General features: G+C 63.7%; 6 protein-coding genes and 3 pseudogenes. 8 read left to right on the top strand and 1 reads right to left on the bottom strand.

The features are described from left to right. Window positions 1–24: 24 nt before the first annotated feature. Entirely contained in the window at window positions 25–180 is a 156-nt protein-coding gene (locus tag XcyCFBP4188_RS22875; protein WP_155767025.1) for a hypothetical protein, read from the bottom strand. A 198-nt stretch (window positions 181–378) separates the two neighbouring features. Here XcyCFBP4188_RS22875 and XcyCFBP4188_RS15180 point away from each other — a divergent pair, with 198 nt between their 5' ends. The 8 genes and pseudogenes from XcyCFBP4188_RS15180 (at window position 379) to XcyCFBP4188_RS15140 (ending at window position 17,053) form a co-directional block, all read left to right on the top strand. After that, window positions 379–2,736, top strand: coding sequence for a glucosidase family protein (locus tag XcyCFBP4188_RS15180; RefSeq protein ID WP_104592392.1), 2,358 nt, complete (start codon window positions 379–381; stop codon window positions 2,734–2,736). A 183-nt stretch (window positions 2,737–2,919) separates the two neighbouring features. After that, window positions 2,920–4,098, top strand: a pseudogene (locus tag XcyCFBP4188_RS15175) (TonB-dependent receptor domain-containing protein); the annotation flags it as partial. 239 nt (window positions 4,099–4,337) lie between these two features. After that, a pseudogene (locus XcyCFBP4188_RS15165) lies at window positions 4,338–8,688 on the top strand (Ig-like domain-containing protein). Beyond that, window positions 8,685–10,271: a family 43 glycosylhydrolase gene (locus tag XcyCFBP4188_RS15160; protein WP_006448577.1), complete on the top strand. Its 1,587-nt coding sequence runs from the start codon at window positions 8,685–8,687 to the stop codon at window positions 10,269–10,271. The pseudogene XcyCFBP4188_RS15165 and the gene XcyCFBP4188_RS15160 overlap by 4 nt, the downstream one beginning before the upstream one ends. Window positions 10,272–10,615: 344 nt before the next feature. After that, a pseudogene (locus XcyCFBP4188_RS15155) lies at window positions 10,616–10,874 on the top strand (S9 family peptidase); the annotation flags it as partial. 26 nt (window positions 10,875–10,900) lie between these two features. After that, window positions 10,901–11,425 carry a hypothetical protein gene (locus XcyCFBP4188_RS15150; protein ID WP_006448576.1) on the top strand — a complete coding sequence of 175 codons (525 nt, stop codon included), beginning with the start codon at window positions 10,901–10,903 and terminating at the stop codon, window positions 11,423–11,425. Between the two features lie 188 nt (window positions 11,426–11,613). Beyond that, window positions 11,614–14,511 (top strand): TonB-dependent receptor, encoded by a 2,898-nt coding sequence (locus tag XcyCFBP4188_RS15145; protein WP_104592390.1) that lies wholly within the window; start codon window positions 11,614–11,616, stop codon window positions 14,509–14,511. A gap of 166 nt (window positions 14,512–14,677) precedes the next feature. After that, on the top strand, window positions 14,678–17,053 hold the full coding sequence (locus XcyCFBP4188_RS15140) for a glycoside hydrolase family 127 protein (RefSeq protein ID WP_104592389.1): 2,376 nt from the start codon (window positions 14,678–14,680) through the stop codon (window positions 17,051–17,053). Window positions 17,054–17,177 lie beyond the last annotated feature (124 nt).

Genomic DNA, 17,177 nt, shown 5'->3' with positions numbered 1-17,177 from the left:
ATTGAAAAGCATGCGGTCACCTGGTCAGCGCCATCGACGGTTGCGATGGCTCGTCATGCGAAGCCAAGCGATGCAAAACCACGCTTTATGGAACGCCGCCATGCGCAGTGCCGTCGCTCCACTCAACATGACGGCACGCAGTTGCGTGATGCCATTGACGTTGAGCAGGGGCTGCAGCATGGCGCGGTCTCGTAGCACATCCTGCGACACTCCCCACAACGCAGGCATCGACAGATGCATGGCATCGCAGCAGGCACAACGGCAAGCCAATCGATGCGCGGTTGTGTGCAGAGTTCCGCATACGTGCCAGAGACCTGCCACAAGACGCAAGGCGCGAAGTCGCGCAGGATGCGGGAGAGATCACTCGAGGGCGCGACGATGGACCGTAGAACTTTTTTGCGTCAGGGCATGGCGGCCACTGCAGTTGTCGGCGCGGGTGGCGCGATGGCGACGCCAGCTGCCAGCGCAGCTGCAACGGTATTACCGCCGCCCGCCCGCCCCCGACTGGAAGCACTTCCGTCTGCCGCGCATGTAGGCAGCAAACTCTGCAATTTTCGGCATCTGCAGCAGGACTGGACCGTCTACGAGCATCTCGACAACCCGCAGGGCCAGCTCACGCTGTGGACCGACAGCGGCATGCTGCGCCTGGACAAACGCACCGAGCCTGCCTATCCGGCCGAGGGCAAGCCGTACTTCGGCATGTCGCTGGCCGAGGTGGCGATGGCCGAAGCGGATCTGCTTGCCGACCGCCTGCTGCGCGATGGCGACCCGGACGAGGCGCAGGTGCGCGATGTCGCGCCGCCACCGGCGTCGTTGCTGGACTCCAAGGACAACGGTGGGCGCTGGCCGTGGACCACCTTCGTCGGCACGCGCGAAAGCCTGGACACCATGCCGATCCTGCCCAATGGCCGCAGCCGCACCTCGCGTCCGGAGCAGGCCTTCGCAGAGTTGGGCGAAGAAGCGCTTATCAAACGGCGCGAGGAAGGCATGCTGGGTGGCTGGATGCCGGCAGTGCGCAAGGTCATGCGCCGCGAGGGCGAGGCCGATGCCTGGTATGACGTGCTGGTGTTTGCCGACGTACGTGCCAGCGACCGCTTTGTGGTGCAGACCTGGCATCGCACGATGCACGTGCGCGGTGGCGAGATCGTTGGCGTGCACTACACGCATAGCTATCCCGCGTTCGCACCTTCGCGAAAAGAGGCCACCGCCGAACAGTTCTACGCCGCGTTGATCGATTTCGCCGCGTACTGGCAGCAGGCCCTGGACGGTACGGTGCAGGCGCAGCTGCCCGATGCCAGCTGGAACGACATGGCGCAGTTCGCGTTCGCGCGTGAGCTGGTGGTGCGGCCCGGTGGCGATTACCCCAAGTACGGTGCGGTGGAGCGCGACTACTACGGCAACGAGTACGACGGCTTCCAGGACACGTTTACCAGTTCGTTCTACGCCAACCTGGAGTGGGGCCGCTTCGCGCAGGCTGCGGCGGTGCTGGACAATTACTTCGACGACTTCGTGCAGGACGATGGCCTGCCAAACATGCGCGGGCCGGAGGTCGGCCAGTTCGGGCTGACCCTGTCGCTGTTGGCGCGCTATCTGCGTTACACCGGCAATGCGGCGCGGCTGCGGCGCCTGTTGCCCAAGATCGCGGCCACTGCACAGGTGCTGTGCGACTTGCACGACCAGGCACTGGCGTTGCCGCGCAGCGCGCATGGTCATGGCCTGCTGCACGGCTGGAACGAATCCGACGCCTGTCTGTTTCCCGATCCATCGCTGTGGTGGAAGCCGTACTACGCCAATAGCGCACTGACGATTCGCGGTTGGGAAGACATCGCGCAGGTCTGGAGTACGCTCGGTGGCGATGCGGGTTTGGCCAACCAATGGCAGCGCCGCGCCAAACAATTGCGCACGCGCCTGGAAGCCAGCCTGCGTGCCAATGTGCGCCGCGATGTATCGCCGCCGTATGTCGGTCCGTTGCCGGGCGCCAAACTCACCTTTCGCCAATCGCTGCTGCAGGAAAAACCCAGCGAACAGCAATGGCCGCACCGCGCCTACGCTGAGCTGCTGCAGGCCGATGTGTTGCCGGACGCGTTGGCTCACCTGGTGATCGATTGCCTGCGCGGCCATGGCGGCACCAGCATTGGCGTGGTTGCCAATATCGCGCCGCCGGAGCCGGGCAGCCGCGATCTGCTTGGATTCATTTCCTACGGTTATGCGCAACAGCTGCTGCGGTTGGATCGCATCGAAGAGTATCTGTTGTTCGTCTATGCGCACCGCTACCAGGTGCATACGCGCGGCAGCTGGACAGCGGGCGAAGTCAGCGGCATCACCGGCGGCATGCCGTTGTTCTGCATTCCCGCGCAGATGACCATCCCGCTGCTGCTGCGCTGGATGCTGGTCAGCGACGACAGCGCCGGCGAGCAGTTGTTTTTGGCGCGTGCGTTGCCGCGTGCCTGGTTGGGCAGCGGTGCAACAGTCGGCATCACCGCAGCGCCGACGCGCTGGGGCAAGGTCACGCTGACGCTGCGTACGGATGTCGATGCGCGCCGTATCGATGCACAGGTGCAACTGCCGGAGCAGGCCCCCAAGCGCACCTGGCTGACGTTGCGTGCGCCACAAGGCACGCGGCTGGAGCTTGTGCTCGTGGACGGTAAGCCTGCACGCCTGCAAGGCCCGCATGCGGATCGTGTGGCGTTGTCTGGCAGCGCTGCCATGGTGAAGGTGCAGGCGTGGTACGTGTGACGCACCGTGCCGCAGTGCAGGAATCGGCACGTGGCGCGCTCTGGGTACAGCGTGGCGTCGGTGGCGTCGATCGCAGGATCTTGTGCGCTTGGTAAGCTGGTTACTTCCCATCTCAGCTGCGGTGATCGCGCCACGGTGTTGGCCGTGATGTCGACACGCCGACACAAGCACGTGAATTTCCGCATCCTCAAGCAGGGGCGCGACGAATCGGTACGCGAGGCGTATGCAGAACTGCTGGTGCCGCTATTGAAAGAGGTGCCGTTTGCCAACAGTCTGAATCTCAATCTCGGTTCGCGCTATTCCAAGTACGACGCCTGGGGCGCCACCACCAACAGCAAGGTCGGCATCGAATGGCGGCCGGTCGCCAACCTGCTGGTGCGCGCGACCGGCTCGCAGGTGTTTCGCGCGCCGGCGCTGGGGGATCTGTATGGCTCGCCGTACACGGCTGTGGTGGATAACACCGGCGATTTCCAGGACCCTTGCGAAGGCTTCACCGGTGCGCCCAATCCGGCCTGCGCGAACGTGCCCAACGATGGCAGCTTCCGCAACACTGCGCAGTTCGATGTGGTGACGTCCGGTGCGAACAACGTCGGTTTTCAGCTCAAGCCCGAGCGCGGTCGCTCCTATAACGTCGGCCTGGTGTACGACCCGGATCGGATGCCCGGCTTGTCGCTCAACGTGGACAGCTGGCGCGTGGTGCTGGACGACATGCTGTCCGGTGTCGGCCTGCAGCAGGTGGTCAACGATTGCTTCGAGGGACGCGACGCCGCGTTCTGCCCGTTGATTCAGCGCGATGCGGCGGGTCAGCTGACCCGCGTGTCGGTGCCGTTTTCCTACAATAGCGGCAAGGTGGATATCCGCGGCTACGATGCCGGCATCCACTACACGCTGGCCGATACCGCGTGGGGCGACTTCACCGCGGGGTTGGATGCGACGTTCTTTTCCGACTATCGCTTCGCGGGCGATGCGCATAACTATGTCGGCGAAAATTCCAGCTGGGGCAACATGCCGCGCTGGCGTGCGGTCGCCAATCTGGCCTGGGACAAAGGCCCGTGGCATGCGAGCTGGAACACCCGCTATCTGGGCCGCACCGTCAACGGTAGTCAGTACGAAGATTTCTGCGCCGACACCAATGCCGATGGCAGTTGCGCTTATTTCCGGATCAGCTCGGTGGTGTATCACGACGCCTCGTTGAGCCGGAAGATTGCATCGCTGCATAGCACGCTGGCGGTGGGTGTCGACAATCTGGGCGACCGTAGGCCCCCGCGGTTCTACAGCTACTCCAATGCGGCCAATACCGAAGCGAGCACGTACGACACGCTGGGGCGGTATTTCTGGAGCCGGCTACGGGTGGAGTTTTAGACGCGGCTAACAAAACAGAGCGAGCAGTCGTCGGGCGGATGTGGACGGCACGCGGAGATGTTCGCTTTGCATCGCTGCACTTCGTGTTGATGCAGGTATTGCCAGCGCAATCAATTATGGTGAGACCGGCTGCAGTACATCGGTTGCGATGCGGTGGGGGGGGGGGCAGCTATTTATTGTCCGATGCGCGCCAGCCGCCGCATCGATCGCGCTGTGTTGCACGCTAACGGGATTGATGCATGAGGGATTTACGCTGGAAGTCGTTCCTGGCTCGGCACCGGCGCTGGTTGCGCCTGACCCGGCGCTGCAGCGCTGTTGTGGACATGCATCGTGCTTGGCTGGCCACTTGCAGTCGCACAGGAAGCACCGATCGCTCAGCCCAACGCCATGATCGGCGAGCCGCTGTTTCGCGGCCTGGACCACCCGATGCCCGACAGCGCCGTGCCGTTTGCGCCGGGCGGGCAACTGGCGAGGATCTACGCTGCCGATGTTGCGCATGGGGCAGGGCAGGCGCCAGGCAATGATTTCTGGATCGACCGCATGCTGGTGCGCGAGGGAACCGGCGGCGGCTTCGAGGATCGGAACGACTGGTTGTTTACCCGTGGTCGCGCCGCATATCTGACGTATCACGAGCCTGATGCGCCGGGATTCGTGGGGCAGGTGGCGTATTGGCATTCCACCGATTACGACGCGCTGTTTCACATCTACACCACGCTGGGCAAGCGCCATGTCCAATGGAAGGAGCGTTCGCAACAGCGGCGGCAGACACCAAGTTATTTCACAACGGTGTTCGAAGATGCCGGCGTGGGCGTGCGCATGCGGCTGGTCAAGTACATCACCGAGCAGAACGTGGCGGTCGCCAGCGTCGTGCTGTCCAGTCTGGATGGCGCGGCGCACACGGTATCGTTGCAAGCGGTGTCCCCGATTGCGCAGCATGCCTATGGCAATGAGCTGACCGGTGCATTCGACGCCTATAACGCCATCACCACGGTATTCCCGCGTCTTTCCGGCGATGGATTTCATGTCGAGGGGCAACGCCTGGTTCGCGAAGTGGACATCCCCGCGAGCGGCGAAACCGCGGCAATCAAGCTGCAGCTCGGCATGCTCACCCGCGAGTTGCCCGAAGCGCGCGCCGAGTACACGCGCATTGCCGCGCAAACACCGCAGCAGGCCTACCAGCAGCACGTGGCCAGCTATAACCACTGGTGGGTGGACAACCTGCCGTACCTGGATACGCCCAACGAGAACATCAGCAAGAGCCTGTTCTATCGCTGGTGGATACTGCGCTTCAACTTTCTCGATGCCAACGTTCCCGGCAACGACTACCAGTTTCCGGTCGCCATCGAGGGCGTGCTTGGCTACGACAATGCCATCGTGTTGACCGCCGGGATGTTCCTGGACGATCTGAAATACCTGCGTAATCCGCTATACGCCTATGGTACCTGGCTCAGCGCGGGCGAAACCGCAGGCGGCGGCAAGTACACCGACAACCCCGGCTCGCCGGAGAACTGGTCCAACTCCTACGCGCAATACATCACTGCCGCCGCATGGCGGTCGATGCAGATCCACGGCGGGCCGGTGGCGCTGGCGGGCAAACTGGCACGCTATGGCAGCGGTGACGTGGATGGCGTGCTGGCCGCCTACGATCTCAATCACAACGGTTTGATCGAATACGACTGGGCGGCGATGACGGGTAACGATGCCGATGCGGTGTCGTTCGATTGGGCCGACCAGCACGGCCAGATTCGCATGGACCGCACCGAGAGCGCCTACGTCTACGCCAACGCCCAGGCGGCAGCGCAGGCCGCAACGCTCGCCGGCGATACCGCCACTGCGCAGCGCATGCAGGCCACTGCGCGCCGCATCCGCAAGGCCACGCTGGAGGTGTTGTGGCAGGATCACGGTGACACCCCCGATTCGGTCGGCCTGTATGGCGATTTGCTCAAGCATCGCCAGGCCGACGGCCCGCGGCTGGCGGTCGATTGGAAGGAAACCAACAACTACTATCCCTTCAGCGTCGGTTTGATGCCCAAGCAGGGCGATGCCGACTACGACCCCAAATATGTGCGTGCGTTGCGGCTGTTCGCGGATGCAGCGCAATACCCGCTGTTTCCGTTCTACACCGCCAACCAGGTGGACATGCAGGCGCGCGGCAGTGGCTCCGATGTGGGCAGCAATAATTTTTCCACCATCAATGCGACCGTGGCATTCCGTTTGTTCGGCTCGGCCTTGCGCGATTACCCAAGTCCGTATTTGAACGCGCAGAGCTATCGCAAATTGCTGTACTGGAACGCGTGGGCGCCCTTTATCAATGGCGACAACCGCTATCCGGATCAGAACGAATTCTGGGCCAAGGGCAGCGCCAGCCGCGGCGGCAAGATCGGTTACCGCTCGTGGATCCACCACACCCAACTGGGTGCGACCAACTTCACCATGATCGAGGATGCGATGGGCTTCCGCCCGCGCAGCGACGGTAAGATCGAGTTGTATCCGATCAATATCGGCTGGGATCATTTTGCCGCCGACAATCTGCGCTATCGCGACCGCAATCTGAGCATCGTCTGGGATCGCGATGGCAGCCACTACGGCGGGCGCATCCCGAAGGGCTATAGCGTCTATCTGGATGGCCGCCTGGCATTTCGCGTGGATCGGCTGGCACACGTGATCTACGACCCGGCCAACGGGCAGGTCAGTGCCGCGCCGGATGCGGTCAATGGCAATGGCGCCGCGCTAGTGCTCGAAGCCCATCCTGCAGCAGTGGCCTCGATGACGCAGGTGTCGTTCGCCGCCGGCACGCGGATCGCGCAGATCCTGGCCAACGCTGGTGTGGATGTGACACTGCCGCCAGCGCATGGCCGCAACCTGGCACAGGGGGGGCGTGTCAGCGCCAGTTTTGCCGCAGCGGGGTTGCCGGCAACGGCGGCGGTGGACGGCAGTACCGCCAGTACGCCGTTCTGGGGTACCGCGGGCTCGCCGTCGGCCAGCGACTGGATCGCACTGGACCTGGGCGGCGTGCGGACGTTGGATCAAGTGGTGCTGTACTTCTATCGCAGCTCGTCGCCGGGCGGCGATCAGAACGGCTTTCCGTCCGGAACGCAGCCTGGCTACGCAGCACCGTGGATCTACGCCGTGCAATATCAGGACAGCAGCGGGGCGTGGAAGAACGTTCCCGGGCAGGTGCGTGATGCCACGATGGCAGAAGGCAATCGCAATCGGGTGCGCTTTCCGGCGATCCGTAGCGCGGCGCTGCGCGTAGTGGTGACGCACGCCGGCACGGCGCGCACCGGCATCAAGGAAATCCAGCTCTTCGACAGCGGCTTGCCGGCGCCGGCGTTTGCGGGCAATACGCCGCCGCGGGTACAGGCATGGCAGTTGGACACGCCGGGCGCCGATGGGGCGGTGGTTGTGCAGGCGCGCGTCGGCGATGACGGCTTGCTCAATGGCACCCTGCAGACGCGCTGGCGCGTGCAGCAGGCACCGGAAGGCGGCGATGCGGTGTTTGCCGATGCCGCTGCGCTGCAGACGTCGGTGCGTTTCACCCGTGCCGGGCAGTACACCTTACGTCTGGTTGCCAACGATGGGGCACTGATGGGGCATGCCGATGTGCAGGTCAACGCACAGGCCTCTCGCCCACTCCAGAGCATTCCATTGCAGGCCATGGCCAGTGTCAGTGCGCAACTCACCGGGATGCAGTACCGCGTGCAAGCCTTGAACGATGGTTTCATTCCACAGGCGGGCAGTTTGCCCAGTGGCAGCCTGCGCTGGGGCAGCTATGGGCTCGACCAGCCCGCAACGGTGTGGTTGCAGTATCAGTGGCCGCGTCCGGTGCGGCTGTCGTCCAGTGCGCTGTACCTGTGGAACGACCAGCCCAACGGTGGAGTGGCCGCGCCTGCCGGCTGGAAGTTGCAGATGCTGCAGGACGGACGTTGGCAGGACATCGTCAGCAAGAGCGGGTATCCGATTGCGGCGGCGGCCACCGGCGCGGCGAGCACCGCCAGCTTTACGCCAGTGGTGACCACCGGGCTGCGCGTGGTGTTGACGACCCAGACCACGGCCGACGGACACGCCGCCATTGGCGTGGACGAATGGCAGGCGCTATCTGAGCTGCCCAAACAGATGGAGACGATCGATCTACGCACGGCCCCCGGGCAGACGCCGACGCTGCCGCAGGAGATCACCGCGTTCTTTGCCGATGGCAGCGTGCTGCCGGTGGCGGTGCAGTGGTCCGAGCTGGCCGCCAGCCGCCTGGGTCGCGAAGGTGCGGTGGAACTGCAGGGCCTGGTCGAAGGCGCGATTTCCGTCAAGGCCACCATCTGGGTACGCGCAACCCCGCCCGGGCAGATCAACACCGTGCAGCCGTTGCCGACAGTGACTGCGGTGGTCGGGCATGCACCGACGCTACCGGGCTTTGTGACGGTGCAATACAACGACGGCTCGCGTGAACGCGTTCCGGTGCAATGGCCCACATTGCCAGCCGCACGTTACGCACAGCCTGGCGAGATCCAGCTCACCGGCACGGCGCAAGGGCGTGCACCCACCCGGCAAGTGTCGGTGCCCCTGGTGTTGCAGATCAAGGCGGCTACGCCATGATGCGCCCGTTCTCACGTTTGCTGGTGCTCGCCTGCGGGTTATTGCTGGCCAGCGCTCCGGCCTGTGCCGTGCAGCCGCCGCAGGGAACGCAGCTGCACTCACCCGGTAATCCCATCCTCGCCGACGGCAGCGCATATTCCGCCGATCCTGCGCCACTGGTGGCCGACGGCAAGCTGTACATCATTGCCGGTCGCGATACTGCTGCTCCCAATCTCAATGCCTTCGTCATGCCTGGCTGGCAGATGTTCGTCGGCAGCGATCCGGGCAGCGGTGAGTGGACCCACTACCGCGATTTTCTTCGGCCCCAGCAGGTCTTTGCCTGGGCAGACAAGCGTTATGCGTACGCGTCCCAGATCGTGCAGGGCCCGGATGGGCGCTATTACCTGTATGCACCGGTGCAGCAGCGCGATTCGCCCAATGCCGACCCATTCGCGATCGGCGTGGCGGTGGCCGATAGTCCACTCGGCCCGTGGACCGATGCACACCCGCAGGGTCCGGTGATCTCGCAGTCGGTGCCGGGGTACAACGACATCCAGAACATTGACCCGACCGTGATGGTCGACGATGACGGACGGGTGTATCTGTACTGGGGCACCTTCGGCGCGTTGTACGGCGTGGAGCTGCAGCGCGACATGGTCACATTCCAGGGCAAGCCGGTCCTGGTGGACACGCTGGACGGCTATTTCGAAGCGCCCTGGCTGTTCAAGCGCAACGGCACCTACTACCTGGCGTACGCGGCCAACAACGCCGGTCGTCTTTCGCCATGCACGCCCACGCTGTATCACGCATGCATTGCCTATGCGAGCGCGCCAACCCCGCTGGGCCCGTGGACGTACCGCGGCATCGTGTTGCCGCCGGTGTCCTCCACCACCTCGCATCCGGGCATCGTTGAATTTCAACGGCGGTGGTATCTGGTGTACCACACTGCCGACGCGCAGGGCGGCGGGAATTTCCGCCGCAGTGTGGCGATCGACCGGCTGGACTGGGACGACAGCACCCAACCGGCCAGCATCCGCACCGTCGTGCCGACGCGGCGCCCCATGCCGCCGGCGCCGCCCACGCGCAATCAAGCACCATCGGCCTACGCAACCGCGTCCAATGATCCGGATATGCCGGTGCAGTACTGGATCGCCGCGCTCAACGACGGCATCGTCAAAGCCAATCCATTGCCGCCGGAGATGTGGGCCAGCTGGACGGACAACAATCCACCGCAGCAATGGCTGCAATACAGCTGGGCGCAACCGATCACCGTGGATCGCACGCGCATCGTGTTCTGGGCCGATCACCCCGCAGGTGCCGACGTCGGCGTGGCGCCGCCAGCGCGCTGGCATCTGGAATACCGGCACGCTGGGCGGTGGCAGCCGGTGCAGCCGAGCGATGGGTACGGCACGCGCACCGATCACTATGAAGCGGTGTCGTTCGCGCCGGTGACAACGCGCTGCGTGCGCGTGGTGATGGATGCCTCCGGCAACGCGGCCAGCTACGCTGCGCTGGCGGTACAGGAATGGGAAGTGCTGGCACCACAGCCACAACGCTTGCCAGCTGCTACTGCCGCCGACAGCAAGCGTTGCGATGCGCCATGAAGCAGCTGACACAGCGCAGCGTGCGGCAGTGGCACCGCTGCTGACAGTGCGCAGGCAGCGGAGTGCACTGGCGGTGTATGACGATTCGGATTTCATCGACCACACGTACGTGCGTCGCGAACGCGCACCAGTTTTTTTAACCGGCCTGACGCGCTCCACACCACCCAGCCAGCAAAGTTCCGGATGCAGGTAGCCAGCGCAGCGTTACTCCCTGGCGACCTGCCGCAACGTACATCGATTGTGTCTGTCGCAGCAATTGCAGTCAGGGGCTCGGCTGTTGTCCATCAACGCCAAGCTTTCGTGACATACATTCCATGAGGTCGCAGGTGCCACACATTCCCGCCATGCGCTTGCGCACCATCGCAGCGTGGTGTGTGTCTCTCACGCTCATGCCGATCCTGTCAGTGACTGCGGCGCCTGTGGGCGCGCCCACGCCAGCGCAATACACGCAGGCACTGGGCATGTCCGATCATTACGCCTCGCTGGTGGACCGGCAGCCCACGGCACCAGTTATGGGTAGATGCAGGACATTTTCTGTATCGACGTGGGGTGGCGCGCAGTCACCAGGCGCCGGCAGGCGATCGGTATCTCGTCCTGGGCGCTTGGGTACTGCTGACGATACCCTGGAGATGCCGATTCAGACGGTGGTTCGCCTCGGCCAGCAACAGGGCGTGTTTCCGCAGGGCTTGCGTTCGTTTGCAGATTCCATCGGGCGCGATGGCGCTCGGCTCGCCGCCTTCGACTTCGTTAGCCAGAAGGCCTTGCTCGACATCAGCAAGGATCGTGCGGCCGCCAAGCGCTATGTGCCGTTGAAGGCATTGGCCGCACGCGGCCGGTATGCCTCCTCACCGGAACGGCCATTGAACATCTATGGCACCCACGTCATTCCACTGACCCCGCAGACTGGAGCAAAGGCGATCAGTGTGAGCCTGCAGGGAAAGACCGTGGTTGATCAGGCTGCGTGGCGCTTCACCTTGGTCAGCCTGGATGCGAAGCGATGTGTCCGCGCATGCCCCTACGCATGGCAACCATGCTGTTTTCCGCATGCACTGTCGCCAAATGCGACAACACGTGGCGCGTGCGCACAGGCACATTGTGACCAGCTGATGAAACTGGAGCGCATGGGCGACTTCAGTGCGGAATTATCTCTTTAGACAACGCGCGTCGTTGCGTGGCCTCTGCTGGTCGCGCGCATCGCAGGTTGTCTGCGTGTCCACTGTATGGCCGTCGCCAAAGATGTCGCTGCGACGCCCACTGCCACTTGTCTCCACCCGCGCTGGTCCACGCCGGCACGGGCGTGTGTTGCCCGCCGTTTGTCTGTCGTTTGAATCAGGAGCCCCGCATGCCGATGTTGCTGTTGCCTTTCTCACGGACCACCGTTGCCAGTGTGCGCCCCGTGCCGAGCATGCTTGCCACTGCGCTGTTGCTGACGCTTTCGGCAACTGCAGCCGCACCCGTGTCTGCGCAGCAAGCAGGCAGCAGCGGCGATGCGCCGCAAACGCTCGATAGCGTGGTCGTCACCGGCTCGCGCCTGCGCCGCGTGGATACCGAAACCGCCAACCCGGTGATCACCGTCAGCCAGGAACAGATTGCCGCCACCGGCAAGGCCACCGTCGGCGATCTGCTGCAGGAGCTGCCATCCATTGCCGGCAACGCCACCAACCCGTACACCAACAACGGTGGCGGTACCGGTGCCTCGGCGATTTCGCTGCGCGGCCTGGGCGATAAGCGCACGCTGGTGCTGGTCAACGGCATCCGGCTCGCCTACAACGACGTCAACGCGATTCCGGCCAGCATGATCGAGCGCATCGAGGTGCTCAGCAATGGCGCCTCTGCGGTGTATGGCTCCGACGCCATCGGCGGTGTGGTCAATTTCATCCTGCGCAGCCAGTTCGACGGCGTGCAGTTCAGCAGCGACTTCGGCACCAGCAGCGAGGGCGATGGCAACCGACGCAACTTCGCCTTGACCACCGGCAAGACCTGGGAACGCGGCAGCCTGATCGGCGGCCTGTCGTACCACAACATCGACCCGGTCTCGGCAGCGGCGCGCGACTATTCCAAGGACGCGCTGGCATTGACCAGCGGCCAACCGGTGAAGCAGGGCTCATCCGCCACGCCCACCGGCACGGTCAATTTCAACGATGGCTCGGAACAATCGAATCAACTCGCGCAGGCCAACGGCTGCGGACGCGTCACCCTCAACAGCGGCGTCAGCGGTCGCGCCGGTCCGGGCGATTTCCACTGTTACAACGCCAGTGCCGACTCCTACAATTACCAACCCTTCAATCTGCTGCAGACCCCGCAAAAGCGCACCAATGCCTTTTTGCTAGGCACCTATCGCTTTACCGACAATGTCGAAGGCTACGTCAACACCTGGTTCAGTAAAACCGAATCCGCCTCGATCATTGCGCCGATTCCGATCTTCTCCAACGGCGACAACATCCTGGTGTCGTCGCAGAGTTACTACAACCCGTTCGGGGTGAACTTCGGCACCGATCGCAGCACCGGCACCTCCTACAACGACCTCAATACGCGCGCCACCGTGCTGGGCAATCGCAGCTATCAATACAACACCTACAACTTCCAGATCAGCCCGGGCTTGCGCGGTCACTTCGGCGACAGCTCCTGGCAGTGGGACGCCAACTTCAACTACGGCAAGGTCAAACAGAAGTCGATCAACAACGGTTTTCTCGACTACGCAACGTTCAATCAGGCGATCGCCCCGTCGTTCCTGGACAGCGACGGCGTGGTCAAGTGCGGCAATGCGGGTGCGGCGGTTGCCGGCTGTACACCGCTGAACTTCTTCAACCTCAACGACAGCAGCAACCTCGCCACGTTGCAGGGCATGGTGGTCAACCCGATCGTGACCAGCGTCTACACCGTCAAGCAATTCGAGGCCAATGCCAACGGTTCGTTGTTCGATTTGCCGGCCGGCACCGTCAGCCTGGCAACCGGCATCTCCTATCGCAAGGAGCGCTCGACCACCGCCTCCGATGCGCTGTGGACTGGCGATGAAGACGGCCTGTGCGGTGTGATCGAGTTCTGCGCATCCACCTTGAGCGGCAGTTTCGACGTCAAGGAAGCCTATGCCGAAGCATTGTTCCCGTTGCTCAAGGACTTGCCCGGCATCAACGCGTTGAACATCACGCTGGGCACGCGTTTTTCCGACTTCAGCTCGGTCGGCAGCAAGACCAACAGCAAGGTGTCGCTGGAATATCGCCCGATCGAAAACCTGTTGCTGCGCGGCACCGTTTCGCAGGTGTTCCGCGCGCCCAACATCAACGAGTTGTATGCCGGCGTGGCCGGCGATGCGGCTACCGTCAACGACCCGTGCAACGGTTACACCGGCGGCAACAGCGTGGCCTGCGCGAACGTGCCGACCAATGGCAGCTATCAGCAATCCGATGGTCAGGTGTCGGGCAAGGTGTCCGGCGCGGTGGTGGCCGGTTATCAACTCAAGCCGGAGACCGGCAAGTCCTACGATGTGGGGCTGGTCTACGACCCGCAGTGGATCGATGGCCTGTCGCTGAGCGCGGACTGGTGGCGCATCGATCTGGAAGACACCATCACCACGGTGTCGGCGCAGACCGTGCTCAATCAATGCTTCGCCAACTCGGCCAGCTCCTTCTGCGCGCTGATCCATCGCAACGGCAACGGCACCATCAATTACATCGCCGAGCCCACCGTCAACCTGGGCAAGCTCTGGGCCAAGGGCATCGATTTCAATCTGACCTATCGCCTGCCATCCACGCCTTGGGGCAATGTCACTGCAGGTCTCAATGGCACCTATCTCACTCGCTACGACGTGCTGCCCGATACCACCGATCCCAGCTCGGTCACCATCCACAACGTCGGCCGCTACACCCAGGCCTACGGCAATTTCCCGCGCTGGCGCGCGCTGGGGACGGTGAATTGGGCGTTGGACGATTGGAGCGCCACCTGGCGCATCCGTTATGTGGGCAATACCGCCATCGGCAATTCGGATCCGGACCAGAGCCTGTCGGCCGATTCCAGCGAGCCGACGGTGGTGCGCAAGATCGGCGCCTACGTCTACAACAACCTGCAGCTCGGTTATAACGTGGAGCCGTGGCATACGCGCTTTGAAGTGGGCGTGGACAATATCGCCAACAAGCAACCACCGTTGTATTACTCCAACAACGTGGGCAATGCGAACACCGATGTGGCGACCTACGATCTGCTTGGTCGGTTCTATTGGGCGCGTGCGACGGTGAAGTTCTGATCGCCGCCGTGTCGTCGCTGCCGCTTCAGTGCACTGGCGCGCACCACCCGATCCGGTCGGGCGCGCGCAGGCGGTGCCACGTAATCGCTTCTCTAGCGGCTATTGCCGGTGTGGGTTGTAACGGCGCGCGCAGTCTGCGCGCACCGACAGGAGCTAAGCTGATCCTATGACCGATGTCTTCGTTACCGAGCACACCACCGACCACGCGCTGAGCTTGTCGCGGCGGCGCTTTCTGGCCTGGAGCAGTCTGGCGGTTGCTGCGGGTTTTCTGCGATTTCCCGCGCAGGCCAACGCCGCACAACCCGGCAGTATCCGCGCGGTACCGTTGGCGCAGGTCAGGCTGACGCCGTCGTTGTTCCTGGATGCGCTGCAGACCAATCGACGCTATCTGATGCGGCTGGAGCCGGACCGGCTGCTGCACAATTTCGTGCTGTACGCCGGCCTCGACCCCAAGGCGCCGGCGTATGGCGGCTGGGAAGCGGACACCATCGCCGGGCATACGCTGGGGCACTATCTCAGCGCATTGGCCTTGATGCATGCGCAGACAGGCGATGCGCAATGCCGCACGCGTGCGCATTATCTGGTCGCAGAGCTGGCACGCTGCCAGGCGCATGCAGGCGATGGTTACGTGGCCGGATTCACGCGCAAGAACGCCGCAGGCAAGATCGAAAGCGGCCGCGCCGTGTTCGATGAACTGAAGAAAGGCAAGATCGACCCGGCGCCGTTCTATCTCAACGGCAGCTGGGCACCGCTGTACACCTGGCACAAGTTGTTCGCCGGCCTGCTCGACGTGCATGCGCATTGCGACAACGCGCAGGCGCTGCAGGTCGCGGTTGGTCTTGCCGGCTATCTGCAAGCGGTGTTTTCCGCACTCGACGATGCGCAGTTGCAGAAAGTGCTGTCGTGCGAATTCGGTGGCCTCAACGAATCATTCGTCGAATTGCATGTGCAAACCGGCGATGCGCAATGGTTGGCACTGGCGCAGCGGCTGCATCATCACGCCGTGCTCGATCCGCTCATCGCCCAACGCGATGAACTGGTGCACCAGCATTCCAACACCAACATCCCCAAGCTGATCGGCCTGGCACGCGAATACGAAGTGACCGGCGATGCCGCCTCGGGCGCGGCGGCGCGCTTCTTCTGGCACACCGTCACCGATCACCACACCTACGTGATCGGCGGCAATGGCGACCGCGAATATTTCCAGCAGCCCGACAGCACTTCGAAGTTTCTCACCGAGCAGACCTGCGAGCATTGCGCGAGCTACAACATGCTCAAGCTCACTCGCCATCTGTACCAGTGGGGCCCGCAGGCGGAGTTCTTCGATTACTACGAGCGCACGCTGCTCAACCACGTGATGGCGCAGCAGCATCCGCGCACCGGCATGTTCACCTACATGACACCGATGCTGGCCGGCGAAGCGCGCGGCTGGTCGTCGCCGTTCGACGATTTCTGGTGCTGCGTCGGCAGCGGCATGGAGGCGCATGCCCAGTTCGGCGATTCCATCTATTGGCAGGACGGGCAGGGCGTTTACGTCAACCTCTACGTGCCCTCCAGCGTGCGCGATGCCGCCGGGCTGGACATGACCTTACGCAGCACGATGCCGGAGCAGGGCAGCGCATCGCTCCGCGTCGATGCCGCGCCGGCAGAGCAACGCACGCTCGCACTGCGCGTGCCCGGCTGGGCGCAGTCGCCGGTGCTGCAGCTCAATGGCCAGCCTGTCGGTGCTGCCGTCAGTGACGGTTATCTGCGCATCACCCGCGTCTGGCGCGCTGGCGACACGCTCGACTTGTCGTTCGAGATGCCACTGCGCCTGGAAGCCGCAGCGGACGACCCGGCCTGGGTCTCGGTGCTGCGGGGGCCGCTGGTCTTGGCTGCGGACCTGGGCGATGCGGCAAAGCCATGGTCGGGCAAGACCCCGGCATTGATCGGCGGCGATGAGGTCTTGCAGCGTTTGCAGCCGGTGGCTGGCCAGTCCGCGTTCGACTACAGCGACGGCGCCCAGCACTGGCGGTTCTCCCCGTTCTACGCCCAGTTCGATCGCCGTAGCGCGCTCTATCTGGAACACCGCGATACCGCCGCATGGCAGCAGCAACAGGCCGAGCAGGCCGCAGCAGAAGCGAAACAACAGGCGCTCGACACGCGCGCACTGGACCGCGTCGCCCTGGGTGACGAAGCATCCGAAAAAGCCCACGGTCTGCAGAGCGAAAGCTCCTACGCGCTCAGCTACCGCCGCCGCGCCGGCCGCGACGCCCGTACCGGCGGCTTCATCGCCTTCACCCTGCGCAACACCGCGCAGGCCCGCATCCTGCGCCTGCGCTACTGGGGCGACGAAACCCGCCGCCGCTTCCGCATCCTCGCCGACGGCGAACTCATCGCCAACGAACGCCTGGGCGGCAACCGCGGCCTGGACTTCGACGATGTGGATTACGCCTTGCCGGCAGCGGTCGCCGGACGCGCCACCCTGCAGATCCGCATCGAACCGGAAATCGGCTATTCGGCCGGGCCTGCGTTTGGGTGTTGGGTGTTGGAGTCGGCGTGAGCGCAGGCGCGATTGTCGTAGCGAACACATCTTAATCATACCTGATTAGCCCTGACCATCAGCCGCCTGTCGCAGGATCTGCGCCGCGCTGGGTGGATGCTGCTGTCACCTGAAGCCAACGAGG

The organism is Xanthomonas hortorum pv. cynarae, assembly GCF_002939985.1.
In the GTDB taxonomy this organism is placed as follows: Bacteria; Pseudomonadota; Gammaproteobacteria; order Xanthomonadales; family Xanthomonadaceae; genus Xanthomonas; species Xanthomonas hortorum_D.
This window is presented reverse-complemented; position numbering and strand designations above follow the sequence as displayed.

What these genes read in the sequence shown, in the direction of transcription:
- XcyCFBP4188_RS22875 (WP_155767025.1), bottom strand. Translation starts at nt 180, where the DNA reads ATGCTGCAGCCCCTGCTCAACGTCAATGGCATCACGCAACTGCGTGCC.
- XcyCFBP4188_RS15180 (WP_104592392.1), top strand. Translation starts at nt 379, where the DNA reads ATGGACCGTAGAACTTTTTTGCGTCAGGGCATGGCGGCCACTGCAGTT.
- XcyCFBP4188_RS15160 (WP_006448577.1), top strand. Translation starts at nt 8,685, where the DNA reads ATGATGCGCCCGTTCTCACGTTTGCTGGTGCTCGCCTGCGGGTTATTG.
- XcyCFBP4188_RS15150 (WP_006448576.1), top strand. Translation starts at nt 10,901, where the DNA reads ATGCCGATTCAGACGGTGGTTCGCCTCGGCCAGCAACAGGGCGTGTTT.
- XcyCFBP4188_RS15145 (WP_104592390.1), top strand. Translation starts at nt 11,614, where the DNA reads ATGCCGATGTTGCTGTTGCCTTTCTCACGGACCACCGTTGCCAGTGTG.
- XcyCFBP4188_RS15140 (WP_104592389.1), top strand. Translation starts at nt 14,678, where the DNA reads ATGACCGATGTCTTCGTTACCGAGCACACCACCGACCACGCGCTGAGC.